The sequence below is a fragment of the Phenylobacterium deserti genome, from assembly GCF_003254705.1.
In the GTDB taxonomy this organism is placed as follows: domain Bacteria; phylum Pseudomonadota; class Alphaproteobacteria; order Caulobacterales; family Caulobacteraceae; genus Phenylobacterium; species Phenylobacterium deserti.
This window is the reverse complement of sequence record NZ_QFYR01000001.1, coordinates 1,048,009-1,071,091: the sequence shown is the minus strand read 5'-3', so window position 1 is coordinate 1,071,091 and position 23,083 is coordinate 1,048,009. Positions and strand designations below refer to the sequence as shown.

The following is a 23,083-nucleotide window of genomic DNA, read 5'->3' as shown; positions in this document are numbered from 1 at the left end:
CCCCGGCCTAGCCGCCCCGGAGGGCGCGGATGTTGTCGGCGTACTTGTCGGGCCCGCCGCGGAACACGGCGCTGCCGGCGACCAGGGCGGTGGCCCCCGCCGAGATGCACAAGGGCGCGGTTTCCGGCGCCACCCCGCCGTCGACTTCCAGCAGGATGTCGCGGCCGGACTCGTCGATCATCTTGCGAAGGCGCTCGACCTTGCGAAGTTGCGAGGAGATGAAGCTTTGCCCGCCGAAGCCTGGGTTGACGCTCATCACCAGCACCAGGTCGACGTCGTCCATGATCCACTGGATCACCGACGGATCGGTGGAGGGGTTGAACACCACGCCGGCCTTGGCGCCCAGCTCGCGGATGCGGCGCAGGGTGCGATGCAGGTGGGGACCGGCTTCCGGATGGACGCTGACGATGTCGGCGCCGGCGCTCACGAAGGCTTCCAGGTAGGCGTCCACCGGCGCGATCATCAGGTGCACGTCGAAGGGGATCTTCACGTGCGGCTTGATGGCCTTCACCACATCCGGGCCGATGGTGATGTTCGGCACGAAGTGGCCGTCCATGACGTCCACGTGCAGCCAGTCGGCGCCGGCCGCTTCAACGGCCCGAGCCTCTTCCCCGAGCTTGGAGAAGTCGGAGGCCAGGATGGATGGCGCGATGATCGTCTGCGCAGGCATGGTCCGGACTTAATCTGATGCGCCCAAGCACGCCAGAGGCTGTCGTGCTTACGGCAGAGGTCTATTCAGCGCGCACGAAGCGGGCGACGTAGAAGCCGTCCGTTCCGCCTGGCCGGTGGTGGGGCAGGATCCGCAAGGTTCCGTCAGTCCGGAGGCTGGCGTCGGGCGCGCCGCCTTCACCGGCCGCAATGGGAACGAGCGAGAACTCCGGAGCGCGCGCCAGGAAGGCGGCGACCTGCGCCTCGCCCTCCTCCGGCTCCAGCGAGCAGACGCAGTAGACCAGGCGTCCGCCAGCCTTCACCCGCCGGCCGGCCGCGTCCAGCAGGCGGCTCTGGAGGGCGGACAGCTGCACGATGTCCGCCGGCTTGGCGGCCCACAGGACGTCGGGGTTGCGGCGGTAGGTGCCGGTGGCCGAGCAGGGCGCGTCGAGCAGGACGGCGTCGAACCGCCGCTTGTCGTTCCACTCGGCCGCGTCGGCGGTGACCACGTCGGCAGACAGGCCGGTGCGGGCCAGGTTCTCCGTCACCCGCTTCAGGCGTGGGGCGGAGCGATCCACCGCGGTCACCCGCGCGCCGGCCGCGGCCAGCTGCAGGGTCTTGCCGCCCGGCGCGGCGCAAAGGTCCAGCGCCGTCTCGCCAGCCTGGATGTTCAGCAGGCGAACCGGCACGGCGGCGGAGGCGTCCTGCACCCACCAGCGGCCTTCGCCGAAGCCGTCCCACGACGGGACCTCGCCCTTGCGCGCCGTGCGCAGAGTCCCTCCAGGCAGGATCTCGGCTTCGAGCGGGCCCGCCAGCGCTTCGACATCGTCGGGCGATTTAAGCGACAGGTCAGTGGCCGGCTCCTCAGCGATCAGGGCGGCCATGGCCCGGGCGGCGTCGGCGCCGAACGCCGACTGCCAGCGGGCCAGCAGCCAGGTGGGCGCCATCAGGTCCGGGTTGTCGAGCACCGGCGGCTCGCGCGTCAGGGCGCGCAGCACGGCGTTGACCAACCCTTTGAGCGGCCGGGCTTCCTTGTCGGAGGCGGCGAGGTCGACGGTGGCGCCCACGGCCGCGTGGGCCGGCGTTCCCAGCACGAAGAGCTGCGCCACGCCCAGGCGCAGGATCTGCACCACGCGGTCGGGCGGCGCTTTTTGCAGGCGCGATTGGAGCGCGGCGTCGATGGGGCCCAGGCGGCGCAGGGTCGCCATGACGAGGGCACGGGCGAAGGCGCGGTCGCGCGGCGCAAGCGCCTTGAGGGCGGGATGGCCGAAGCCGTCTTCCAGACCCGCGCGGCGGGACAAGGCGGCGGTCAGCAGTTCCAGGGCGGCGGCGCGCGCCGGCAGCCCCTGGACGTCGTTCGGTTCGTTCTGGCTCACCGGCGCGGCGTGCCCGCTACCGGGCGCGGGCGCAACCCTCTTTCGCCTGCGTGCGGGTGAGACTGGCGTTCGGCGGCCCCGCGCCCTAGATGCAGGATCATGGAAGACCTGCCGCCCAACGCCGCCCCCGACAAGCCGCTGAGCGACGCCGCCCGCCGCGCGCTCGAAGAGGCCGAGGCCCGCCGCCAGGAAGCCGAAGCCGCGGCCCGCGTCGCCGAACAGGGCGGCCCCCGCGGCCCCGAGCCCACCCGCTTCGGCGACTGGGAACGCAAAGGGATCGCGGTCGACTTCTAGGCGCCCGCCATCTCGTCGACGACCCGCAGGGCCGCGGCATAGGGATCCTCAGCCGCGGTGATCGGGCGGCCGCAGACAATGTGAGAGGCGCCGGACTTCAGGGCGTCAGCCGGCGTGGCCACCCGCGCCTGGTCGTTCTTGGCGCTCCACGCGGGGCGCACGCCCGGGGTCACCACCAGGAACCCTTCGCCGCCGATCCGCCGGGCCAAGGCCGCCTCGTGCGGGCTGGCGATCACGCCGTCGGCGCCGGCGGCCACGGCATGGCCGATGCGCCGCTCCACCAGCGAGGCGGCGGTCTCGTTGAACCCCATTTCGATCAGGTCGGCGTCCGTTAGGCTGGTCAGCACGGTGACGGCCAGGATCTTCAGGCGGCTGTCTCCGCGGCCCTTCACCGCCGAGGCCAGCACCTGCGGCTCGCCGTGCACGGTAAGGAAGTCGCAGCCCGAGCGGGCCAGCACGGCGGCCGAACGCTCAACCGTCGCTCCGATGTCGTGCAGCTTCCAGTCCAGGAACACCTGCTTGCCGGCGGCCTTCAGCTCGCGCGCCAGCACCATGCCGTCCGAGGCGAACAGCTCGAGCCCCACCTTGTAGAAGCCGACGGCGTCACCCAGCCGCTCCACCAGCCGGCGGGCGTCGTCGGTGGTCGGCACGTCCAGGGGAACGATCAGGCGCGGGTCGGCGGCGGCCATGGCAGGCTCCGGTGAAAGCGCAGCCGGGTGGTCCGCGCCGGGTGATTTGGGCTAAGAGCCGTGCATGAGCCAGGCGGATTTCGCGGTCAACTTCTTCGTCGCCCTCTTCGCCCTGCTGGACCCGCTGGGCAACGTGCCGGTGTTCGCCGCCGCGACGGCCGGCGCACGCCCGCGCGACCGGGCGCAGATCGCCGTCTACATCGCCCTGTTCGCCCTGGGCTTCCTGACCTTCTTCTACTTCTCGGGCCTCAGCCTGCTGGCTTTCTTCGGCATCTCGCTCCCAGCCTTCCGCATCGCCGGCGGTGTGATCTTGTTCCTGCTGGGCCTGGAGATGGCGCGGGACGACTTCACCGCTTCGTATGCGGAAGCGGCGGACGAGGCCGAAGCCCATCCGGACAAGCGGTCCTGGGCCCGGGCGCGGTTCGAGAAGATGATCGTGCCCTTCGCCATGCCCCTGCTGATCGGTCCGGGCGCGATCTCCACCGTGGTCATCTACGCCGGCCAGGCGCGACAGTTTGGGCTGGCGGGCGCCGCCATCGGCGTGGGCGTGATCGCCGCCGTGGCGGTCTGCACCCTTCTGGCCTTCCTGGCGACGCCGCTGATTGGGCGCATCCTGGGTCGTATTGGCCTGTCCATCGTGGTGCGGGTTCTGGGCCTGATCCTGTGCGCCATGGCCGTGCAGTTCATTCTGGGCGGCATCGCCGACTCCACGGCGGGCCTGATCCTCAAGGAAGCGGCGGTCCCTTACGGGCACTGAGAGCGCAGGGTCATACCTTGCGGATCTTGCCGGCTTGCGAGCCCATCAGAGCCAGGGCCCAGGCGTCCGGGACGAGCTTGGCGAAAGCGGCGATGGCCCTGTTCGGCGCGCCGGTGACGCAAACGGCGCGGTTGGCCTCCACCGCCGCATAGCCCCTGGTCGCAACTTCGTCCGCGCCCATCCACATCCACGACGGCGTCGCGCCGCTCATCTGCGCGCGGGTGCCGTTGACGTCGTGGAACTCGGTGTAGGTGAAGCCGGGGCACAGAGCGGTGACGTGCACCCCTTGCCCCTTCGCCTCCAGGTGCAGGCTCTGGGAGAACTTCACTAGGAAGCCCTTGGAGGCGGCGTACAGCGTGTGCCCCGGCGCGCCGGGCACGAGGCCCGCCAGGGACGCGACATTGATAATGCGGCCAAAGCGCCGCTGCACCATACCCGGCAGCACCCGGTGGGCGAGCTCGCACGGCGCGGTGACCATCACCTGGAGAAAGGCCTGCTGATCGGGCCAGGCGGTGTCCGCATAGGCGCCCGGCAGGCCATAGCCGGCGTTGTTGACCAGCAGGTCCACCTGCCGGCCCTGCTGTTCCAGATGAGCCAGGATTCGCGCCGGACCATCGACCTCGGCCAGATCCGCGCCAACCGTAAGCGTCCGAACGCCGGAGCGCAGGCGCAGCGCCTCGGCCAGAGCCTCCAGCCGGTCGGTGCGCCGGGCGGTGAGCGCCAGGTCGTAGCCGCGGCCCGCCAGCAGCCGGGCGAAGGCTTCGCCCAAACCCGCCGACGCCCCGGTGATCAGCGCCAGTTTCCGCTCCATCGGACCTCTCGCCCAAGCTGCGCGCCCAACAAACACCGCCGCTCGCCAGCGCAGCAAGGGCGCAGCTTGGGCGTCTGGCGCTCCGCCCGCGGGAACCGGCGCAAGGCGGAGCCATTGAACCGACTTGGGATTGGGTGTATCGCGCCCGCCGCGACGGCATCGGGCCGCCCATGGGAACAGGCGCAAGCGTTCCCGGAGACTTTGGATGGCTGATCCGGCAGTCGGCGCGCCCGCAGCGCCGGAAACGTCGCATCACTCCCCGGAATCGGAGAGCTTCTGGGCCCTGGCTCTGGGCTCGGTCGGCGTGGTGTTCGGCGACATCGGCACCAGCCCGCTCTACGCCATGCGTGAAGCGCTGCACCACAGCCGCAGCGGCGGCACGGCGGAGCTCGCGGTGCTCGGCGTCGTGTCCCTGGTGACCTGGGCGCTGATCCTGGTGGTCACGGTCAAGTACGTCGTCTTCCTGATGCGCGCCGACAACAAGGGCGAAGGCGGCACTCTGGCGCTGATGGCGCTGGCGCAGCGGGTCCTGCCGCAGCGCAGCGGCTGGGTGTTCGTCCTGGGCGTTTTCGGCGCGGCCCTGTTCTACGCCGACGGCATCATCACCCCGGCGGTGTCGGTGCTGGGCTCCATGGAGGGCATGAAGGAGATCCCGGGCATCGGCCCCCGGCTCTCGCACCTCGTCCTGCCCCTGACCGCCGCCGTGCTGATCGCCCTGTTTCTGGTGCAGTCGCGCGGCACAGCCAGCGTGGCGCGCCTGTTCGGCCCGGTGACGGCCCTGTGGTTCCTGACCCTTGGGGGGCTAGGCCTCTTCCACATCGGCGACGACATCTCGATCTTCCGGGCGCTGTCCCCGCACTATGGGGTGATGTTCCTGCTGCAGAACGGCTTCCTGGGCTTCATCATCCTGGGCAGCGTCTTCCTGGCCGTGACGGGCGCCGAGGCGCTCTACGCCGACATGGGCCACTTTGGTAAGACGCCGATCCGGGCGGCCTGGACTTTCCTGGTGCTGCCGACCCTGGTGCTGAACTACCTGGGCCAAGGCGCGCTGGTGCTTTCGAACCCGACGGCGGCCGAGAACCCGTTCTTCCTGATGATCCCGGACGCGGTCTACTGGCCTGTCTGGCTGCTTTCGATCGCCGCCACCATCATCGCCAGCCAGGCGGTGATCACGGGCGCCTTCTCCATCACCCAGCAGGCGGTGCAGCTGGGGCTGTTGCCGCGGATCGACATCCGCCGCACGTCCGAGACCCAGGCCGGTCAGATCTTCGTGCCGCAGGTGAACACCCTGCTGCTGATCGGCGTGCTGGTGCTGCTGGTCATGTTCCAAAACTCCTCGCGCCTGGCCGCCGCCTACGGCATCGCGGTCACGGGGGCGATGTTCGTCGACACCCTGCTGTTCTTCGTGATCGTTCGCTTCATGTGGAAGCGGCCGGCCTGGCAGGCGGTGCTGGCCGTCGCCGGCTTCGTGTTCCTGGACCTGGTCTTCCTGGGCTCCAACCTGCTGAAGATCCCGCAGGGCGCCTGGATGCCGCTGGTGCTGGGCGGCAGCCTGGTGGCGATCATGTGGACCTGGCACCGGGGCGCGCAGATCCTGACCGAAAAGACGCGCCGGGACAGCGTGCCCCTGCTGGAGCTGTCAGACATCCTGCGCTCGCGCGCCCCCTATCGGGCGCCGGGCACGGCCATCTTCCTGACCTCCGACCCGGAAGTCGCGCCGGTGGCGCTGATGCACAACCTCAAGCACAACAAGGTCCTGCACGAGAAGAACATCATCCTCACCGTCCACACGGCCGAGACCCCGCGGGTGAAGGACGAGGACCGCATCCGCATCGAGCCGGTGAACGACGACTTCCGGAAGGTGATCGTCTCCTACGGCTTCATGGAAAGCCCGAACCTGCCCAAGGCGCTCGGCCTGTGCCGCAAGCAGGGGCTGAAGTTCGACATCATGGCGACCAGCTTCTTCCTGGGTCGCCGGACGGTGGTGCCCTCGGCGCAGAGCGGCATGCCGCTGTGGCAGGACAAGCTGTTCATCTTCCTGATGAAGAACGCCGCAAATCCCACCGATTTCTACAAGATCCCGCCCGGCCGCGTGGTCGAGCTCGGCACCCAGGTGACAGTGTAGCCCATGATCTGGTCCATCGCAGGCGACCTCCTTTGGGCGATCTCGCTCGCCATCATGGTCGCGGCCTCGCGCTCCGCCGCCAAGCAGCTGCCGGCCGACATGCGGTTCCGGCTGTTCGGCCTGCGCGCCTCGCGTACCGTCCTGCTGTGGCTCGTCCCGGTGGTCGCCTTCCTGATCAGCCTTTGGCTGCTCTATGTGGCGCGCACCCGGCCGGCCAACACCGACCAGATGATCATCATGTTCGGCGTGCGCGCCGTGGCCGCCTCGACGGTGGCCATGCTGCACCTTCGGTGGATCGGCGCGGCCATCCAGGCGGTGCATCGCGGCGGCCCGCCCCGGGCCTGAGTTCCCTGAAAAGCTTGAACCCGCGCGCCGTTCGCCCTTAAACGCGCGCCAAAGCTCTCCTCCCGACGCAAGGACTTCCCGCCCGATGGCCGACAAGCCCGTCAAGAAGGTCGTGCTCGCCTACTCCGGCGGCCTCGACACCTCGATCATCCTGAAGTGGCTGCAGACCGAGTACGGCGCGGAAGTGGTCACCTTCACGGCCGACCTCGGCCAGGGCGAAGAGCTGGAGCCGGCCCGCAAGAAGGCCGAGCTGCTGGGCATCAAGCCCGAGAACATCTTCATCGAGGACCTGCGCGAAGAGTTCGTCCGCGACTACGTCTTCCCCATGTTCCGCGCGAACACGGTCTATGAAGGCCAGTACCTGCTGGGCACCTCCATCGCCCGCCCGCTGATCGCCGCCAAGCAGATCGAGATCGCCCGCAAGGTCGGCGCCGACGCGGTCTGCCACGGCGCCACCGGCAAGGGGAATGATCAGGTCCGCTTTGAGCTCGGCTACTATGCGCTCGAGCCCGACATCCGGGTGATCGCCCCCTGGCGCGAGTGGAACTTCAAGAGCCGCGAGGCCCTGCTGGAGTTCGCCGAGCAGCACCAGATCCCGATCAGCAAGGACAAGCGCGGCGAAGCCCCGTTCAGCGTCGACGCCAACCTCCTGCACTCCTCGTCGGAAGGTAAGGTCCTCGAGGACCCGGACGTGGAAGCGCCCGAGTTCGTGCACATGCGCACGATCAGCCCGGAAGACGCGCCGGACAAGCCGACCGTGATCACCATCGACTTCGAAAAAGGTGACCCGGTCGCCATCGACGGCCAGCGCCTGTCGCCCGCCGCCCTGCTGACCAAGCTCAACGAGCTGGGCCACGACAACGGCATCGGCCGCCTGGACCTGGTGGAGAACCGCTTCGTCGGGATGAAGTCGCGCGGCGTCTACGAGACCCCGGGCGGCACCATCCTGCTGGCCGCTCACCGCGGCATCGAAAGCATCACGCTCGACCGGGGCGCCATGCACCTCAAGGACGAGCTGATGCCGAAGTACGCCAGCCTGGTCTACAACGGCTTCTGGTTCTCGCCGGAGCGCGAGATGCTGCAGGCGGCCATCGACCTGTCGCAGAACCCGGTCTATGGCCAAGTCCGCGTGAAGCTCTACAAGGGCAACGTCACCGTGGTCGGCCGCACCAGCCCCTATTCCCTGTACGACCAGGAGCTGGTGACCTTCGAGGAAGGCGCCGTGGCCTACGACCACCGCGACGCCGCCGGCTTCATCAAGCTGAACGCCCTGCGCCTGCGGGTGCAGGCCAAGCGCGACCGTCGCGCGAAGTAGGCGTGGGAGCGCTTGCTCCCCGTCCGCTTCGAGGTGCTCACGGTGCGAGCGAGGCTCAGCCCCTCAGCCGTTCGTAACGGTACCGCCCGTCGATGTGCTGGTGAAAGAAGCGTCCCTTGCTGTCGGCATCGAGGAACGAGCGGTGCACTTCGCCTGGCACATCTGCGTAGGCGTAGCGTTCACCGCTCGTGAAGCGGACCAGCAGGCGCTTGCGCCGTGCTTCGTAGTCGATGTCCTCGATGGCTTCGGAGTCGACGTGCATAGGCGCTGAGCGCGCCTTGCGCGCAGCGGTTCCAGCGTGGCACAGCGCGCCGATGACCCCGCCCGTCGATCCCGCCCGCTACGCCGCCTACCTGGGCGTGATGGCCGTGATGGTCGCGGCGCCGGGCCCGGCCAACCTGTTCTCGATCGCCAACGGCGCACGGCGCGGCCACGCAGCCGTGGTCCTAGGGATGCTGGGCATGAACACCGCCAGCCTGGTTTGGATCGGCGGCGCGGCCCTTGGACTGGCGGCCCTGGCGACCACCATGCCCCTGGCCTTCCGCCTGCTCGCCTGGGGCGGCGCGGCCTATGTGGCCTGGCTTGGCCTGCAGTCGCTGCTCAGCGCCCGCCACCCTGACGCGCCCCTGGCGCATGGACTCAAGCTCGGCGGCCGCTCGGCCTTTGCGGACGGCTTTGCCGTGCAGATCTCCAACCCCAAGGCGATGCTGTTCATCACCGCCGTCCTGCCGCCCTTTATCGACGCCTCGAGGCCGCTGCCGGGCCAGCTGGCGGTGTTCGGAGGCACCCTGATCGCCATGGATGCGGTGTCGATGACCGCCTACGGGTTCGGCGGCGCGGCGCTCGCCCGGCGCATGAACGAGCCGCACTTCCGGCGGGGTTTTGCGATCTTCACGGGGGTTCTGCTGATCGCCGCCGCGGCGCTGATCGCCCTGCGGGGGTAGAGCGCCGTTAGAGCAACCACAATTGCGGCCAAGTGTTGTGCGGGATAGCGTACCTTCGAGGGACGCACCGGAGGTTAGAAAAACTCAAGTCATGTCAAAAAGATCAGCCGCTATCGCAACCGCCCTGGTCCTGGCGGCCGGCTTGGCGGCTTGTGCGACGCCAACGCCGTACCAGCCGAACATTCCCGGTCAACGGACGACCGGCGGCTATTCTGAACAACGCATCGAGGCCAACCGCTTCCGCGTCAACTTCGCGGGCAACAGCCTCACCTCGCGGGAGACCGTCGAGGGATACCTTCTCTACCGCGCAGCCGAGCTGACCGTTCAGCAGGGTTATGACTGGTTCTCCATCGTGGACCGGCAGACCGATCGCGACGCACGCACCTATGTGGAACCTGATCCGCTGTATCGTCCCTGGTATGGCCCGTCCTACGGCTACTGGCGCCCGTCCTGGCGCTACTACGGCCGCGGCTACGGCTGGCGCACCTGGGATCCGTTCTGGGGCGACCCCTTCTGGGCGAGCCGCGTGGACGTCCGCACTGTGGAACGCTTCGAAACCAGCGCCGAGATCGTCATGGGCCGGGGTCCCAAGCCCGCCGACGACATCCGCGCCTTCGACGCACGCGCCGTGATGGACAACCTCGGGCCGCGCATCCAGCGTCCTCAGCCCCGCTGAGACACAAGGACCACCTAGGCTGATCGGACGGGAGCCCGCGGAAACGCCGGCTCCCGTTTTTGCATTTGAGAGACCCCGCAGCGGCGCGCTCGACGCGTCCGCGTCAGCGGGCCATAAGGCGCGCCTTCGAGGACCAGCGAGGGAGCCCCAAGATGACCTTTGTCGCCGCCGACGATCGCTATGACGGCCGCATGCCCTACCGCCGCAGCGGCCGCAGCGGCCTGGACCTGCCGGCGATCTCCCTGGGGCTGTGGCAGAACTTCGGAGGCGTGGATGTCTTCGAGACCGGCCGCGCGATCCTGCGCCGGGCGTTCGACCTGGGGGTGACCCACTTCGACCTGGCCAACAACTACGGCCCGCCCTACGGCTCGGCGGAAGAGAACTTCGGCCGCTGGATGGACCTCGATTTCCGGCCCTATCGCGACGAGCTGGTGATCTCCACCAAGGCCGGCTGGGACATGTGGCCCGGCCCGTATGGCGGCATCGGCGGCTCGCGCAAGTACCTGCTGGCCAGCCTCGACCAGAGCCTCAAGCGCATGGGGCTCGACTATGTCGACATCTTCTATTCGCACCGGGTCGATCCCACGACGCCGCTGGAAGAGACCATGGGCGCCCTGGCCACCGCCTGGAAGCAGGGCAAGGCGCTCTACGTGGGCATCAGTTCCTACTCGCCCGAGCTGACCCGCCAGGCGCACGCGATCTTGAAGAGCGAGGGCGTGCCGCTCTTGATCCACCAGCCGTCCTATTCGCTGATCAACCGCTGGATCGAGCAGGGCCTGCTGGACACCCTGGAAGAGCTGGGCGTCGGCTGCATCGCCTTTTCGCCGCTGGCCCAGGGCATGCTGACGCGCAAGTACCTGAACGGCGTGCCGGAGGACTCCCGCGCCGCCAAGGAAGGCTCGCTGAACCCGAAGCTGATCACGCCCGAGAACATCGAGCGCATCCGCCAGCTGAACGAGATCGCCGCCCGCCGCGGCCAGACCCTGGCCCAGATGGCCATCGCCTGGACCCTGCGCGACCCGCGCGTCACCTCGGCCCTGATCGGCGCGCGCACCGTGGAACAGCTCGAGGACAGCCTGGCGGCCCTGAAGAACACCGCCTTCTCCACCGAGGAGCTGTCCGACATCGACAGCCACGCCACGGACGGCGGCATCGACCTCTGGAAGGTGTCGTCCGGCCTGGGCGCCGGCGACGTGGTCTAGGCCGCCTCGGCCGCGATCAGGCCCATCTTGCCCAGCGATCCGCACAGCAGGATCGCATGGTGTTCCGAGGCTCCGGCCGCGGCGGCGATCTGCGCCACCGTGGCCGGTCCTGCCGCAAGCCGCTGCAGCGCCAGAAGCGCCCGCTCCGGCGGGGCGAAGGACTCCAGGAAAAGCGTGTGCTGCGAGCGGCGGGCGAACGCCTCCCCATCGGCCCCCGGCCGCAAGATGAAGCGGGTGGCCGCCGTGATCTGCTCCGTCGGGTAGTGTCCGAATAGCCGGTAGGGATCGATCCGGCCGGCATAGCCCCTCGGCGCTGAAGCCAGGCGCGCGGCGGTCGACGGCTCGGCCACGACCGCCTGACGCCGGGCGTTCAGCTCGCGCCACAGCGCCTGGTACTGCCGGTACACCACCGCCCAGTCGAATTCGGCGCGGGCGCGGGCCTGCCCTGACGCGCCCAGCCTGCGGCGAAGCTCAGGCTGCTCGACCAGAGCGGTCAGCCGGTCGATCAGCTGGTCAAGATCCACAAAGGTCCCGACAGCCGTGCGCCACGCGAAACGCCCGGCATTGTAGGTCTCACTTTCCAGGGCGGCGGCCAGCAGCTCTCCTGACCCGGCCTCCGGCGCAAGCGTGCGGATCCGGAAGCCGTCGATCCCATCACGCACTGTTTCGCGATAGCCGTCCCAGTCGCTGACCACCACCGGCAAGCCCGCCGCCATGGCCTCGAGCGGCGTCAGGCCGAACGTCTCCTGAATGCTGTCGGCCAGGGAGACGAACAGATCCGCTGCCCTCCAGCCCTGCCGGTAGGCCAGCGCATTGGCGCCATCCACGAAGATCACGCGGACGCTGGGGCAGAACGCCAGAACCCCGGTGCGGAAGGCCTCCTCATGCAGGCGCGCCGGAAACTTGCCGGCCAGGAGCAGGGTGATCTTGCGGCCGGTGCGGGCGGCGACCGCTTCCAGGCCGGCGAACATGGCGAACGGGTGCGCCTTGTCGCTGAACGCCAGGCGCCCGGCGAACAGCGCGACGGTTTCGCCTTCCGCGATGTTCAGACCAGCTCGCGCCGCGGCGCGCGCCTCGTCGTCGATCACGAAATCGGTCGCGTGGACGCCCAGCGGGATCACCGGCAGCTGCGGGCCGGACGGTGGGATCTGCGCGCCGAAGCGCCAGGCCAGGTAGTCGCGTTGCTCGGCCAGGACCGTTTCGATGACGCTCACCGCCGAGCGCGAGGTGCAGACGACCGCATCCCAAGGCTCCAGCGGCGCAGCTGCATAGGCGGCCATGCCGTCCATCATGGTGCGTGTGGAAAGCGTGTGCGTCACCCCCGTCAGGCTGTAGCGGCCAGGGCCGGTCCGCAGCCTCAACTGCGCTTCCGCAACCAGGGCGGCGTCCGGACGGTGGCAGACCCCGATCTGCGCGAACTGGTCGAAGGCCATGGCATCGAGCCAGGCGGTGGAGGCGGCCGGATCGATCTCGCGGACCAGCTGAGCGAAAGCCTCGCCGCTCTGCGGCGACGGGCCATACCCGATCAGGGGGGCGTCGCCCCGAGCCGCCACCGCCGCGCGCAGGAAGCCGTTGCCGGCGGCCTGCCGCCCCATAAGCTTCGGGCCCTTCAGATCGTACCCGTCCGGCTCAAAGCGGAAGGCGACGAGATTGCGCTGCAAGAAGCACCCCTGTGCCGCGTCGGCTGCGCGGGTTGTAGGCAATCGGTCCGCGCCGATCCAGCGGGCGGGGCGTGGAAGCGCCGCCCTTGCGCCCAGGTCATAGACCCGTTATTGCGACGCATTCTCAGATAGCGTCAGGACCTCCATCTGAATGTCAGCTTCGCAGGCGACCGCCGTCAAACCGCCGGCCGACGAGGCCCGGGCGGCCGCGAAGCGAAAGGCGCAGCGCCGCGCCGCTTTCCTGCGCCAGATGGTCCAATGGCACTGGATCAGCGCCGCCATCTGCCTGATCGGCATGCTGCTGTTCGCGGTGACCGGCTTCACCCTGAACCATGCGGCGGCTATCCAGGCCCAGCCGAAGACCGAGCACCGCCAGGCGGTGCTGCCGCAGCCGGCGCTGCAGGCGTTGGCCGCCGCCGAGGCCGCCAAGGGAGCCTTGCCCGAGCCGGTTCGCGCCTGGGCGGCCGACGCCCTGGACGCCAAGATCCCGGCCAAGGCCGCGGTGGAGTGGAATGACGGCGAGGCCTATGTCGCCCTGCCCCGCCCGGGCGGCGACGGCTGGATCAGCATCGACACCGCCACGGGCGACGCCGAAGCCGAGTTTACCAGCCGCGGCTGGATCGCCTACCTCAACGACCTCCACAAGGGCCGCAACTCGGGTCCGGCGTGGAGCCTGTTCATCGACGTCTTCGCCGCCGGCTGCGTGGTGTTCTGCGTGACCGGCCTTGTTCTGCTCCAGATGCATTCGCACGCTCGCAAGCTCACTTGGCCGATGGTCGGGCTCGGGCTGATCGTGCCGTTGCTGCTGGCCCTGTTCCTCATCCACTGACGAGCGACCCATGCGCCTGACCGCCGCCGCGACCGCCACCGCCGCCCTTTCCGGCTTCGCCGCCGGCGCGGCCCAGGCCGCCGACCTGCAGGTTGCGGTCGAGATCCCGCGGCTGACCGTCGCCGAGTACCACCGCCCCTATGTGTCCATGTGGCTGGAGCGGGGCGACGGCTCGGCGGTGAAGACCCTGGCGGTCTGGTACGACGGCAAGAAGGCCAAGGAAGAGGGCAAGACTTGGCTGAAGGACATGCGCCAGTGGTGGCGCAAGGCTGGCCGGTCCGAGACCCTGGCCAACGGCGTCACCGGCCCGACCCGCGCGCCCGGCCGCCAGCAGATCAGCTTCAAGGCCGGGGCCAGCCCGCTCGGCGCCCTCCAGGCCGGCCAGTACAACCTCGTCGTGGAAGCCGCCCGCGAGGTTGGCGGGCGCGAGGTGGTCCGCGTGCCCTTCACCTGGCCCGCCAAGGGCCGGCAAAGCGCCTCGGGCAAAGGCTCAAGCGAACTCGGCGCTGTCAGCGTCACCGTCACCCCGTGACCCTTCGGAGGATTTCCAGAATGACCGCCATCCGTCGCGGCGTCGCCGCCGCCGCCTTCGTCACGGCCCTGATCGTCCCGGCCGCCGCCAGCGCTCACCGCCAATGGATCCTGCCGTCCAGCACGGTGCTGTCCAAGGAAGGCAGCTTCGTCACGGTGGACGCCGCCGTGTCCAACGACCTGTTCTTCTTCGACCACGTGCCCATGCGGCTGGACGCCATGACCATCACCGGTCCGGACGGCGCCAAGCTGACCCCGCAGAACGCCGCCACCGGCAAGTACCGCAGCACCTTCGACGTGGAGCTCGCCAAGCCGGGCACCTATCGGATCGGCACGGTGAACGATGGCGTCTTCGCCTCTTACAAGCTGAACGGCGAGACCAAGCGCTGGCGCGGCCGCGCCACCGAGCTGGCCACCGCCGTCCCGGCCGGCGCCACCGAAGTGAAGGTCACCCAGAGCACCCGCCGGGTGGAGACCTTTGTCACCGCCGGGGCGCCGAGCACCGACGCCCTGAAGCCCAGCGGCCAGGGCTTGGAGCTGCAGCCCGTCACCCACCCTAACGATCTGGTGGCCGGCGAAAGCGCCTCATTCAAGTTGCTGTTGGACGGCAAGCCGGCGCGCGACACCGAGGTGGACATCGTCCTGGGCGGCGGCCGCTACCTCGCAAAGCCGGTGGAAGCCAAGGTGAAGACCAACGCCGAGGGCCTGTTCTCCTACAGCTGGCCGCAGCCAGGCATGTACTGGATCGAGGCCGAGGCTCGCGGCGGCGCCAGCACCATCCCCAACGCCGAACGCAGCGCCGCCTACGTAGCGACCTTCGAGGTGCTGCCGGAATAGCGGGCGGCGGCGATGCGCATCGCCGTTCCCCTCGACATCGATCCGCAGGCCGTCCGCCCCCCGGCGGGCGTCCTGCACACGCTTTCGGGACCGACCATGGGCGTAGCCTGGTCGGCCCGCTTCTTCGCGCCGCCCGCCCTGGATGACGCCCGGGTGTCGCGCGCGCTCCAGGGCGTGGTGGACGAGATCGTCGCCCAGATGAGTCCCTGGGAAGCGGCCTCCGACATCAGCCGCTTCAACCGCGCGCCCGCAGGCCAGGCGATCGCCCTGCCCGCCTTGTTCTGGGAGGTTCTGGAGCGTGCCTGCGCCTTTGCAGAGGCGAGCGGCGGCGCGTTCGACCCGACGGCTGGCCGGCTGGTGGATCTCTGGGGCTTTGGCCCGCCGGGACCGATCGCAGCAGCGCCCGATCCTGCGGTCCTGGCCGAAGCTCAGGGGGCGATCGGTTGGACGCGGCTCCGGCTTGATCCAGCCGGTCGCAAGGCCGTTCAGCCCGGCGGCGTGGCTCTGGACCTGTCCGGCATCGCCAAGGGCTATGGTGTCGACCAGCTCGCCCGCGCGCTGGAGCGGCTGGGCGTGCAAGACTATCTGGTGGAGATCGGCGGGGAACTGCGCGGCGCAGGCGTCAAGCCGACCGGTGAGCCCTGGTGGGTGGACCTGGAGGACCCGCCGGACCTTGCGGTGCTCGCGCAAGGACCGGTGCGGGTGGCCCTGCACAACCTGGCGATCGCCACCAGCGGCGACTGGCGTCGGTTTCGCGAGAACGCGGGGCGCAGGCTCGCCCACACCCTCGATCCCCGCAGCGGTCGGCCGGTGGAGAATGATCTCGCCGCAGTCACCGTGCTGCACGAGAGCTGCATGGACGCGGACGCGCTTTGCACCGTGCTGATGGTGCTGGGCCCGGACGCCGGCCTGGCCTTCGCGGAAAGCCGCGGCGTGGCCGCCCGGATGGTTGTGCGGGAGGGCGGACGGGCCGTGGAACGGCTGACGCCCGCCTTCGCCGCGATGCTGGACTAGGGCCTCAGGCGACCATGCCGTAGGCTTCCGACGTCGCCGGAAGCAGGTTGTCGAGGCTGAGCAGGGAGACGATGCCCTGCTCGAGGCTCATCACCCCGGCCACGAAGTCGCGGACGTTGGCGCCCACGTCCGGCGGCGGCTGCATCAGGCCTTCGGTGACCTGGACGATGTCGCAGACCGCATCGACCAGCAGGCCGAACTGGCGATCGCCCACCTGGGCCACCATGACCACCGAGGACGGGCCCGGCGTCGCCTTGCCGAGGCCCAGACGGGCCCCGAGGTCCACCACCGGCAGGATCACGCCCCGCAGGTTGATCATGCCCAGCACGTGGTCCGGCGCATGCGGCAGCGGCGTGGAAACGTTCCAGCCCCGGATCTCACGCACCTGCATGATGTCGATGGCGTAGAGCTGCCCGCCGATGCTGACCGAAATCAGCTCCGCGCCGGCGGCGGGAAGGGTCGATTGGCTCATGCTCAGAACTCCGCCCATTCGTTTTCGGCCGGAGCCGCGGCGGGCTCGAGCTTGCGCGCCGTGGCGGCGCCCGATTGATAGCCGCCGCCCACGGTCGGACGACGCGCCAGCGCCGGTTGCGGCGGAGCCGCCCTGCGACCCGGCTCGATGGTCTTCACCGCGCCGTCGGCGCTGATCTTGAACTGGTTCATCAGCCGGGCGAGTTCGACCGCTTCGCTGGCCAGCGACTGACTGGCGGCGGTGGATTCCTCGACCATGGCGGCGTTCTGCTGGGTCACCTGGTCCATCTGGTTGACGGCCGTGTTGACCTCGTTGAGGCCGGTCGCCTGTTCGGCGGCCGAGGCGGCGATCTCGGTGACGATGCCAGTGATCTCGGACACCTGGCTGACGATGGTCTGCAGGGCCTTGCCGGTCTCGGCGACCAGCTCGACGCCCTTGCCCACCTGCTCGCTGGACGAGCTGATCAGGGTCTTGATGTCCTTGGCCGCTTCCGCCGAGCGCTGGGCCAGAGCCCGCACTTCGGAGGCGACGACCGCGAAGCCCTTGCCGGCGTCGCCGGCGCGGGCCGCTTCCACCCCAGCGTTCAGCGCCAGCAGGTTGGTCTGGAAGGCGATCTCGTCGATCACGCCGATGATCTGGCCGATCTGTTGCGAGGACTGCTCGATGCCGCTCATGGCGGTGATGGCGGCGCTGACCACCTCGCCGCTGCGTTCGGCGCTGGACTTGGCATCCGCCACCACGCTGCGGGCATGGGTCGCGCCTTCCGCGGTCTTGCGGACGGTGGCGGTGATCTGGTCGAGCGCCGCGGCGGTCTCTTCCAGGCTGGCCGCCTGCTGCTCGGTGCGGCGCGACAGGTCGTTGGCCGCCTCGCTGATCTGGCTGGTGCCCGAGCTGATGCTGCCGGCGGTGCCGACCACGACGGCCAGGCTGTGCTCAAGCCGCTCGGCGGCCGAGTTGAAGTCCGTCTTCAGCTGAGCCGCCTTCGGCGCGAAGTCGGCGGTGATGCGGTAGGTCAGGTCGCCGGCCGCCAGGGCGCCCAGGCCTTGGCCCAGCGAATTGATCGCAATGGCGTCCTGAGCCGCTTCGGCCTCCTTTTCGGCGGCCACGCGGGCGCGCTCGGCTTCGGCTTCCTGGCGCCGTTCGGCGGCCTCGGCCTCCATGCGCCGCATCTCCAGGCCGTTGTCCTTGAAGACCTGCACGGACTTGGCCATCAGGCCGACTTCGTCCTTGCGGTCCTGACCGGCGATCTCGACGGTCAGGTCGCCGCCCGCCAGCTTGGACATCCGGTCCGCCAGCCGCTGCAGCGGGGCGGAGATCGCCGACCGCGACAGCCACATGCCGAGGCCCAGAGCGGCGAGCATGCCGACCACGCCGACGCCGATCGTGATGTAGATCGTGGCGTCGACGGCGGCGCCGTTCTTGTCGGAAGCCCGCTTGGCATCCTCCACGGCCTCATTGTTGAACTTCACCAAGTCAGCGCTGAACTGGGCGATTTCGACGTCAGCCTGCTTCATCATCATGTTGGCGATGTCCTTCTGATCGGACATGCCGAACTCGACGGCCTGCTTGACGAGATCGTAGGTCGCCGCGGCCCGCTTCTTCAGCTTGGCGAATTCAGCAGCCTGGGCCGGGTCGTATTCCGCCGCCTTGTCGAAGGCGGCCATAGCGCCTTGAGCGCTGGTTTCGGAGAGCGCGGCGCCCTCCTTGGCTTCGGTCGAAGCGCCGGGGTTGGTGATGGTGCGGTAAGCGCCATAGCCCATTTCCGAGACGAAGCGGCTGGCCCGCACGGACTGGACGAGCGCCGGCGAGTCCCGCTCCACCAGGAACGAGTAGCTGGTGTCGATCTGCTTGATCTTGAAGATCGCAAAGCTGAGGCAGCCGGCGCTCACAGCGCACAGCACCAGCATCAGGATCGTGAGCTTCGTCGAGATACGAAGGTTGTTGAAGGCGTTCACCCCGGCCCCCCAGAGATATTGTTGCGGGCCGGCTTTCTGTGGCCCCGCCTCTAAGGTCAACGAGATGCGTTAATGTAGACTAAACCGCCACCGCAACCGGCGCGTGATTGAAAGCGACAAGCAGAAATCGTTCCGCTGAACCGGAACCGACAGATGAGTACTTGCTCATGCGGTATGGCCACTTATCCACCGGCTTTCCGAGGCAAGTCAGACCTTGCATGCTGCGAAGTCATACCGGGTCAGGCCGCCAAAACTCCCCGGAGCAGCAGAGCGGCCGCGGAAGCGCATCAGCGAGGAAGATAAGCTGAAAACAAAAACGCCGCCCGGGAGGGCGGCGTCTTCGTCTGTCTCGAACTGGAGCGGGCGAGGCGATTCGAACGCCCGACCCCAACCTTGGCAAGGTTGTGCTCTACCCCTGAGCTACGCCCGCATCCTTGGAAGCTTCGGCCGGTTGGCCGCGCCCCCGAATTCGAGGAGGCGGCTTATGGCAGACGAAAAAAGCCTTTGCAAGCGCCCCGCCGACGTTTTTTCGCGAGGGCCTTATCCGCCGAGTTTCGGCGTCTTCAGACGCCGCTTGTTGACGTGCCCCTCCGGCGCGGGCGCCTCCACTTCTTCCGGGAATTCGCCCTTGAAGTAGTAGCGTTGCCAGGCCTCCTTCGTGGCGTCCGGGTCGTTGCGGAAGATCCGCTTGTTGAACTCCGAGCGGTGCTTTTGCCAGACGTCGTACTGGTGGCGCAGCTCCGGGTCCTTATCCATGCGCCGGATCACCGGCTGGATGTCGTGCAGCGTCTTGTCCTGCAGCAGGGTGATGAAACAGAACGGCTCGCCCTTTTCCCAGCGCACCTTGCCTGGCCGGGTGAAGAGCCAGTTCATGGTGAAGGGGAACGGCAGCCAGTCCGTTTCCACCACCCCCGCCAGCGGCTGGATGCCGTCCTTGATGTGGTTGGGCGGACCCATCACCCACATGGACCAGCCCGGGGGCGTGCGGAACAGATAGCCGGCGTGGAAGGTCAGGACGCCATGGCTGAAGTGGCTGGACGCGAACTGGTGGAAGTCCGGGTGCGGGTGGTCCGGCTTGATGGTGATGTCGGTCTGGTGCGTGCCGCCGTTCCATTCGGCCGTGAAGCCGACCGGGCACAGGATCTCCCAGCCCGACGAGTTGGCCATGCTCAGCGGCAGGCAACGATAGGGGTGACGCGCGGCGAAGCGGTCCATCCAGGCCCGCTGCGGCCGGCCAGGCACGATCTCCGGCGGCCGTTCCGCGACGGGGTAGCAGAGCAGTTCCATGACGCCCGGGTCCTTGATCTGACATTCGGCGACCTCTAGGCGCCCCTCGGCCTGCCGTCCAGTTGGCATGGCGGCAGTTTGGCCCCCGCGCTCGTTCGGCTATGTCGAAGGCATGAAGACCCGATCCGAGCTGCTGGCCTTTCTGGACGAGATCGGCGCCCAGGCCGTCACCCGCGACCACCCCGCCGTGTTCCGCGTCGAAGAGGGCGAGGAGCTGAAGCGCGCCATCCCGGGCGTCCATACCAAGAACCTGTTTCTGAAGGACGCCAAGGGCCAGCTGTGGCTGATCTCGGCCGAGGGCCATGCCCTAATCGACCTGAAGCGGCTGCACACGGTGATCGGCTCGGCGCGTCTGTCGTTCGGCAGCCCGGAGCTGATGGGTGAGACCCTGGGCGTCACGCCGGGCTCGGTGACCGCCTTCGGGCTGATCAACGATGTGGAGAAGCGGATCCGCTTTGTCCTAGACCGCACCTTGGCCGAGGCGGCGCTGGTGAACTTTCACCCGCTGACCAACACCGCCACCACGACCATCCCGCAGGCGGGCCTGCGCCGGTTCTTCGCGGCGGTGGGCGTGGAGCCGATGGTGGTGGACTTTGCGGCCATGGCCGTGGTGGAAGTCGCCGGCGCGCGTTGAACCGAGGGCCCGGTGCGACCATCTTGCGGCTTCGGCGTTAGCCAACACGAGTTGAGGGAAGAGGCATGACCCTGATCGGTCAGACGAGCGGCGCGGCCGGCGGCCCGCCTGTCGGGGACATCATCAAGGACGCGACCGACGCCAGCTTCATGGCCGACGTGATCGAGGCGTCTCGCGAAACTCCCGTTATCGTCGACTTCTGGGCCACTTGGTGCGGTCCGTGCCGCACCCTGGGTCCGGCGCTGGAGAAGGCCGTCACCGCCGCCAAGGGCGCGGTCAAGCTCGTGAAGATCGACGTCGACAAGAACCCCGCCTACGCGGGCCAGCTGCGCGTCCAGTCGATCCCGGCGGTGTTCGCCTTTGTGGACGGACGCCCGGTGGACGGTTTCATGGGCGCCCTGCCCGAGAGCCAGGTGAAAGCCTTTGTGGATCGCCTGGCCAGCGCTGCGGGCGGCGAAGACGCCGGCCTCGACGAGGTGCTCGCCATGGCCAAGGAAAGCCTGGATGTGGGCGACCTCGGCGGCGCGGCGCAGGCCTACGCCCAGGTGCTGCAGCACGACCCGGAGAACGTGAAGGCAATCGCCGGTCTTGCTCGCGTCTACCTGGCCGGCGGCGAGCCGGAGCGGGCCGAAGAACTGCTGGGCATGCTGCCCGAGGGCGCGAAGGATCCGGAGATCGACAGCGTCCGCGCCACCCTGGCGCTGGCGGGTGAGGGCGCGTCCGAGACGGCCGAGTTCGAGCAGCGCCTCGCCGCCGACCCCGACGACCACGAGGCGCGCCTTGAGCTGGCCAAGGCTCTCGCTGGTCGCGGCCAGATGATGGAAGCGGTGGACGAGCTGCTGAAGATCATCGAGCGTGACCGCGCCTGGAACGACGAGGCGGCGCGCAAGCAGCTCCTGACCATCTTCGAGGCGGCCGGCCCGATGTCCGATGTCGCCAAGACCGGCCGTCGCAAGCTGTCGGCCATTCTGTTCAGCTGAGACGGAGGCGCGGATGCCGGGCTATCGCAAGACGGCGGACCTGCCGCAGGTGATCCCGGTGTTCCCGCTGGATGGCGCCCTGCTGCTGCCGGGCGGGGACCTGCCGCTGCAGATCTTCGAGCCGCGCTACCTGAACATGATCGACGATGTCATGGCCGGCGATCGGATCATCGGCATGATCCAGACCCGGCCGGGCGGCGATCGCGCCCGCCCCCTGCTGGCGGAGGTCGGCTGCGCCGGTCGGATCACCAGCTACGCCGAGACGTCGGATGGGCGTTACCTGATCACCCTGACCGGGGTGTGCCGCTTCCACGCTGGCGAAGAGCTGGCGATCCGCACCCCCTATCGGCAGGTGAAGGCGGACTACACGCCCTATGAGGCCGATCTCGGCAGCGACGACGAGGTGCAGCAGGTGCAGCCGCACGCCCGCACCCTCTTCGCCAAGGCGCTGAAGCGTTACCTGAACCGCCGCGAGCTCGACATCGACTGGGACACCGCCTCCAACGCGCCGCTGGAGGCCTTGGTGAACAGCCTGGCCATGGGCCTGCCGTTCGATCCGGCGGAGAAGCAGGCGCTGCTGGAGGCGCCGGACCTCACCGGCCGTTTCGAGGCTTTGGCCACCCTGCTCGAGATCGACTCGCTGGAGGACGGCGATGACGACACCCACTCCATGCAGTAGGAGTGCGCGTCATGAGCGAGACCTTCACGCCGATCACTGAAGTCGATGTCGACCCGCGCCTGCTGGAGGTGCTGGTCTGCCCCGTGACCCGCGGGCCCCTCGAGCTGGACCGGGCCAAGGGCGAGCTGCTCAGCCGCGGCGCCAAGCTCGCCTACCCGATCCGCGACGGCGTCCCCATCATGCTGCCCGAAGAGGCCCGCGAGCTGGCCGAAGGGGAATAGCCATCCGCGCCGAGCCCGCCGACCCGCATGTGGAGCGGCCCAAGGGCCTGCGCGGCAAGCTTCGCGCCCTTTACTACGGCGAGACCCGCTCGGCGGTGCGGTTCCGGCTGTCGGTGATCAGCATCGACCTCCTGCTGATCGTCTTCTTCATCGTCACGCCGCTGATCCGGGACGATCCGCGGTTCCTGACAGCCGACTACATCATCGCCTGCATCGTCGCGCTGGACATTCTGGCTCGCGGCTACGCTTCGCCGCACTTCGGCCGGTGGCTGCGTCAAAACGGGCTTCTGGACTTGGTGGTGCTCATCACCCTGCTCTTCCCGCTGAGCCTGTCGAACTTCGCCTTCCTGCGCATCCTGCGCCTCTGGTCCCTGTTCCACAGCGACTTCTTCTGGGACACGGTCGCGCGGCGCTGGGACAATACGCGCTGGGAGGACTTGACCAAGGTCATCGCCACCCTGGTCACCTACCTCTTCATCGTCACCGGCGTCGTCTATGCCCTGTACGCGCGGAAGGTGGATGACATCGACACCTATGTGGACGCGCTCTACTTCACGGTGACCACCGTCACCACCACCGGCTTTGGCGACATCACCCTGCCCGGCGCGACTGGGAAGCTGATCTCCATCGCCATCATGATCACCGGCATCACCCTGTTCGTGCGGCTGGCGCAGACGGTGATGCGGCCGAACAAGGTGCGCTTCACCTGCCCGACGTGCGGGCTGATGCGGCACGATCCGGATGCGGTCTACTGCAAGGCCTGCGCGACCCTGCTGAACATCCCCAACGACGAGGATTGAG

General features: G+C 68.8%; 26 protein-coding genes and 1 tRNA gene. 17 read left to right on the top strand and 10 right to left on the bottom strand.

Annotated elements, in window-relative coordinates:
* Window positions 1-7: 7 nt before the first annotated feature.
* On the bottom strand, window positions 8-670 hold the full coding sequence (gene rpe, locus DJ018_RS05340; protein ID WP_111513818.1) for a ribulose-phosphate 3-epimerase: 663 nt from the start codon (window positions 668-670) through the stop codon (window positions 8-10).
* Between the two features lie 61 nt (window positions 671-731).
* Window positions 732-2,024 (bottom strand): RsmB/NOP family class I SAM-dependent RNA methyltransferase, encoded by a 1,293-nt coding sequence (locus tag DJ018_RS05335; RefSeq protein ID WP_111513817.1) that lies wholly within the window; start codon window positions 2,022-2,024, stop codon window positions 732-734.
* 99 nt (window positions 2,025-2,123) lie between these two features.
* On the opposite strand from DJ018_RS05335, the gene DJ018_RS05330 reads away from it, so the two are divergent.
* A complete protein-coding gene (locus DJ018_RS05330; protein WP_111513816.1) occupies window positions 2,124-2,318 on the top strand; it encodes a DUF1674 domain-containing protein in 195 nt (64 codons plus the stop codon).
* On the opposite strand, the gene pyrF is transcribed toward DJ018_RS05330, so the two are convergent.
* A complete protein-coding gene (gene pyrF / locus DJ018_RS05325) occupies window positions 2,315-3,007 on the bottom strand; it encodes an orotidine-5'-phosphate decarboxylase (protein ID WP_111513815.1) in 693 nt (230 codons plus the stop codon). The genes DJ018_RS05330 and pyrF overlap by 4 nt on opposite strands.
* Window positions 3,008-3,071: 64 nt before the next feature.
* On the opposite strand from pyrF, the gene DJ018_RS05320 reads away from it, so the two are divergent.
* Window positions 3,072-3,764 (top strand): MarC family protein, encoded by a 693-nt coding sequence (locus tag DJ018_RS05320; RefSeq protein WP_111513814.1) that lies wholly within the window; start codon window positions 3,072-3,074, stop codon window positions 3,762-3,764.
* Window positions 3,765-3,774: 10 nt separating this feature from the next.
* On the opposite strand, the gene DJ018_RS05315 is transcribed toward DJ018_RS05320, so the two are convergent.
* On the bottom strand, window positions 3,775-4,575 hold the full coding sequence (locus DJ018_RS05315) for an SDR family NAD(P)-dependent oxidoreductase (protein WP_111513813.1): 801 nt from the start codon (window positions 4,573-4,575) through the stop codon (window positions 3,775-3,777).
* A 205-nt stretch (window positions 4,576-4,780) separates the two neighbouring features.
* On the opposite strand from DJ018_RS05315, the gene DJ018_RS05310 reads away from it, so the two are divergent.
* From DJ018_RS05310 to DJ018_RS05300, 3 genes are all read left to right on the top strand, one after another.
* Complete coding sequence (locus DJ018_RS05310; RefSeq protein ID WP_111513812.1) at window positions 4,781-6,700, top strand: potassium transporter Kup; 1,920 nt, start codon at window positions 4,781-4,783, stop codon at window positions 6,698-6,700.
* 3 nt (window positions 6,701-6,703) lie between these two features.
* On the top strand, window positions 6,704-7,045 hold the full coding sequence (locus DJ018_RS05305) for a hypothetical protein (protein WP_111513811.1): 342 nt from the start codon (window positions 6,704-6,706) through the stop codon (window positions 7,043-7,045).
* 85 nt (window positions 7,046-7,130) lie between these two features.
* On the top strand, window positions 7,131-8,360 hold the full coding sequence (locus DJ018_RS05300) for an argininosuccinate synthase (protein WP_111513810.1): 1,230 nt from the start codon (window positions 7,131-7,133) through the stop codon (window positions 8,358-8,360).
* 55 nt (window positions 8,361-8,415) lie between these two features.
* On the opposite strand, the gene DJ018_RS05295 is transcribed toward DJ018_RS05300, so the two are convergent.
* A complete protein-coding gene (locus DJ018_RS05295) occupies window positions 8,416-8,622 on the bottom strand; it encodes a KTSC domain-containing protein (RefSeq protein WP_111513809.1) in 207 nt (68 codons plus the stop codon).
* A 52-nt stretch (window positions 8,623-8,674) separates the two neighbouring features.
* Here DJ018_RS05295 and DJ018_RS05290 point away from each other — a divergent pair, with 52 nt between their 5' ends.
* From DJ018_RS05290 to mgrA, 3 genes are all read left to right on the top strand, one after another.
* On the top strand, window positions 8,675-9,304 hold the full coding sequence (locus DJ018_RS05290; protein ID WP_111513808.1) for a LysE family translocator: 630 nt from the start codon (window positions 8,675-8,677) through the stop codon (window positions 9,302-9,304).
* A 91-nt stretch (window positions 9,305-9,395) separates the two neighbouring features.
* A complete protein-coding gene (locus DJ018_RS05285) occupies window positions 9,396-9,980 on the top strand; it encodes a CC0125/CC1285 family lipoprotein (RefSeq protein ID WP_111513807.1) in 585 nt (194 codons plus the stop codon).
* 152 nt (window positions 9,981-10,132) lie between these two features.
* On the top strand, window positions 10,133-11,182 hold the full coding sequence (mgrA, locus tag DJ018_RS05280; RefSeq protein ID WP_111513806.1) for an L-glyceraldehyde 3-phosphate reductase: 1,050 nt from the start codon (window positions 10,133-10,135) through the stop codon (window positions 11,180-11,182).
* On the opposite strand, the gene DJ018_RS05275 is transcribed toward mgrA, so the two are convergent.
* Complete coding sequence (locus DJ018_RS05275; protein ID WP_111513805.1) at window positions 11,179-12,843, bottom strand: glycosyltransferase family 4 protein; 1,665 nt, start codon at window positions 12,841-12,843, stop codon at window positions 11,179-11,181. The genes mgrA and DJ018_RS05275 overlap by 4 nt on opposite strands.
* Before the next feature lie 151 nt (window positions 12,844-12,994).
* Between DJ018_RS05275 and DJ018_RS05270 the strand changes: the two genes are divergently transcribed.
* From DJ018_RS05270 to DJ018_RS05255, 4 genes are read left to right on the top strand one after another with little or no spacing between them, the layout of a single operon-like run.
* Complete coding sequence (locus DJ018_RS05270; RefSeq protein ID WP_111513804.1) at window positions 12,995-13,672, top strand: PepSY-associated TM helix domain-containing protein; 678 nt, start codon at window positions 12,995-12,997, stop codon at window positions 13,670-13,672.
* Between the two features lie 10 nt (window positions 13,673-13,682).
* Window positions 13,683-14,204 (top strand): DUF2271 domain-containing protein, encoded by a 522-nt coding sequence (locus DJ018_RS05265; RefSeq protein ID WP_111513803.1) that lies wholly within the window; start codon window positions 13,683-13,685, stop codon window positions 14,202-14,204.
* Between the two features lie 20 nt (window positions 14,205-14,224).
* Window positions 14,225-15,040: a DUF4198 domain-containing protein gene (locus tag DJ018_RS05260; RefSeq protein WP_111513802.1), complete on the top strand. Its 816-nt coding sequence runs from the start codon at window positions 14,225-14,227 to the stop codon at window positions 15,038-15,040.
* A gap of 12 nt (window positions 15,041-15,052) precedes the next feature.
* Window positions 15,053-16,054: an FAD:protein FMN transferase gene (locus DJ018_RS05255; RefSeq protein WP_111513801.1), complete on the top strand. Its 1,002-nt coding sequence runs from the start codon at window positions 15,053-15,055 to the stop codon at window positions 16,052-16,054.
* A gap of 4 nt (window positions 16,055-16,058) precedes the next feature.
* Here the strand turns inward: DJ018_RS05255 and DJ018_RS05250 are convergent, their stop codons facing one another.
* The 4 genes from DJ018_RS05250 to DJ018_RS05235 form a co-directional block, all read right to left on the bottom strand.
* Window positions 16,059-16,526 carry a chemotaxis protein CheW gene (locus DJ018_RS05250; RefSeq protein ID WP_111513800.1) on the bottom strand — a complete coding sequence of 156 codons (468 nt, stop codon included), beginning with the start codon at window positions 16,524-16,526 and terminating at the stop codon, window positions 16,059-16,061.
* A 2-nt stretch (window positions 16,527-16,528) separates the two neighbouring features.
* Entirely contained in the window at window positions 16,529-18,481 is a 1,953-nt protein-coding gene (locus DJ018_RS05245; RefSeq protein ID WP_240609457.1) for a methyl-accepting chemotaxis protein, read from the bottom strand.
* Window positions 18,482-18,836: 355 nt separating this feature from the next.
* Window positions 18,837-18,911 (bottom strand) — tRNA-Gly (locus DJ018_RS05240).
* Between the two features lie 110 nt (window positions 18,912-19,021).
* On the bottom strand, window positions 19,022-19,768 hold the full coding sequence (locus tag DJ018_RS05235; protein WP_111513799.1) for a DUF6065 family protein: 747 nt from the start codon (window positions 19,766-19,768) through the stop codon (window positions 19,022-19,024).
* Window positions 19,769-19,880: 112 nt separating this feature from the next.
* Between DJ018_RS05235 and DJ018_RS05230 the strand changes: the two genes are divergently transcribed.
* From DJ018_RS05230 to DJ018_RS05210, 5 genes are all read left to right on the top strand, one after another.
* Window positions 19,881-20,402, top strand: coding sequence for a prolyl-tRNA synthetase associated domain-containing protein (locus DJ018_RS05230; RefSeq protein WP_111514689.1), 522 nt, complete (start codon window positions 19,881-19,883; stop codon window positions 20,400-20,402).
* 65 nt (window positions 20,403-20,467) lie between these two features.
* On the top strand, window positions 20,468-21,382 hold the full coding sequence (locus tag DJ018_RS05225; protein ID WP_111513798.1) for a thioredoxin family protein: 915 nt from the start codon (window positions 20,468-20,470) through the stop codon (window positions 21,380-21,382).
* Between the two features lie 13 nt (window positions 21,383-21,395).
* Window positions 21,396-22,061 (top strand): LON peptidase substrate-binding domain-containing protein, encoded by a 666-nt coding sequence (locus DJ018_RS05220; RefSeq protein WP_111513797.1) that lies wholly within the window; start codon window positions 21,396-21,398, stop codon window positions 22,059-22,061.
* An 11-nt stretch (window positions 22,062-22,072) separates the two neighbouring features.
* Entirely contained in the window at window positions 22,073-22,282 is a 210-nt protein-coding gene (locus tag DJ018_RS05215; protein WP_111514688.1) for a Trm112 family protein, read from the top strand.
* 29 nt (window positions 22,283-22,311) lie between these two features.
* A complete protein-coding gene (locus DJ018_RS05210) occupies window positions 22,312-23,082 on the top strand; it encodes an ion channel (protein ID WP_240609456.1) in 771 nt (256 codons plus the stop codon).
* The last annotated feature ends 1 nt before the right edge of the window (window position 23,083 follow it).

Coding starts and splice junctions, on each gene's coding strand:
- rpe (WP_111513818.1), bottom strand. CDS start 670: ATGCCTGCGCAGACGATCATCGCGCCATCCATCCTGGCCTCCGACTTC.
- DJ018_RS05330 (WP_111513816.1), top strand. CDS start 2,124: ATGGAAGACCTGCCGCCCAACGCCGCCCCCGACAAGCCGCTGAGCGAC.
- pyrF (WP_111513815.1), bottom strand. CDS start 3,007: ATGGCCGCCGCCGACCCGCGCCTGATCGTTCCCCTGGACGTGCCGACC.
- DJ018_RS05320 (WP_111513814.1), top strand. CDS start 3,072: ATGAGCCAGGCGGATTTCGCGGTCAACTTCTTCGTCGCCCTCTTCGCC.
- DJ018_RS05315 (WP_111513813.1), bottom strand. CDS start 4,575: ATGGAGCGGAAACTGGCGCTGATCACCGGGGCGTCGGCGGGTTTGGGC.
- DJ018_RS05310 (WP_111513812.1), top strand. CDS start 4,781: ATGGCTGATCCGGCAGTCGGCGCGCCCGCAGCGCCGGAAACGTCGCAT.
- DJ018_RS05305 (WP_111513811.1), top strand. CDS start 6,704: ATGATCTGGTCCATCGCAGGCGACCTCCTTTGGGCGATCTCGCTCGCC.
- DJ018_RS05300 (WP_111513810.1), top strand. CDS start 7,131: ATGGCCGACAAGCCCGTCAAGAAGGTCGTGCTCGCCTACTCCGGCGGC.
- DJ018_RS05295 (WP_111513809.1), bottom strand. CDS start 8,622: ATGCACGTCGACTCCGAAGCCATCGAGGACATCGACTACGAAGCACGG.
- DJ018_RS05290 (WP_111513808.1), top strand. CDS start 8,675: ATGACCCCGCCCGTCGATCCCGCCCGCTACGCCGCCTACCTGGGCGTG.
- DJ018_RS05285 (WP_111513807.1), top strand. CDS start 9,396: ATGTCAAAAAGATCAGCCGCTATCGCAACCGCCCTGGTCCTGGCGGCC.
- mgrA (WP_111513806.1), top strand. CDS start 10,133: ATGACCTTTGTCGCCGCCGACGATCGCTATGACGGCCGCATGCCCTAC.
- DJ018_RS05270 (WP_111513804.1), top strand. CDS start 12,995: ATGTCAGCTTCGCAGGCGACCGCCGTCAAACCGCCGGCCGACGAGGCC.
- DJ018_RS05265 (WP_111513803.1), top strand. CDS start 13,683: ATGCGCCTGACCGCCGCCGCGACCGCCACCGCCGCCCTTTCCGGCTTC.
- DJ018_RS05260 (WP_111513802.1), top strand. CDS start 14,225: ATGACCGCCATCCGTCGCGGCGTCGCCGCCGCCGCCTTCGTCACGGCC.
- DJ018_RS05255 (WP_111513801.1), top strand. CDS start 15,053: ATGCGCATCGCCGTTCCCCTCGACATCGATCCGCAGGCCGTCCGCCCC.
- DJ018_RS05250 (WP_111513800.1), bottom strand. CDS start 16,526: ATGAGCCAATCGACCCTTCCCGCCGCCGGCGCGGAGCTGATTTCGGTC.
- DJ018_RS05235 (WP_111513799.1), bottom strand. CDS start 19,768: ATGGAACTGCTCTGCTACCCCGTCGCGGAACGGCCGCCGGAGATCGTG.
- DJ018_RS05230 (WP_111514689.1), top strand. CDS start 19,881: ATGAAGACCCGATCCGAGCTGCTGGCCTTTCTGGACGAGATCGGCGCC.
- DJ018_RS05225 (WP_111513798.1), top strand. CDS start 20,468: ATGACCCTGATCGGTCAGACGAGCGGCGCGGCCGGCGGCCCGCCTGTC.
- DJ018_RS05220 (WP_111513797.1), top strand. CDS start 21,396: ATGCCGGGCTATCGCAAGACGGCGGACCTGCCGCAGGTGATCCCGGTG.
- DJ018_RS05215 (WP_111514688.1), top strand. CDS start 22,073: ATGAGCGAGACCTTCACGCCGATCACTGAAGTCGATGTCGACCCGCGC.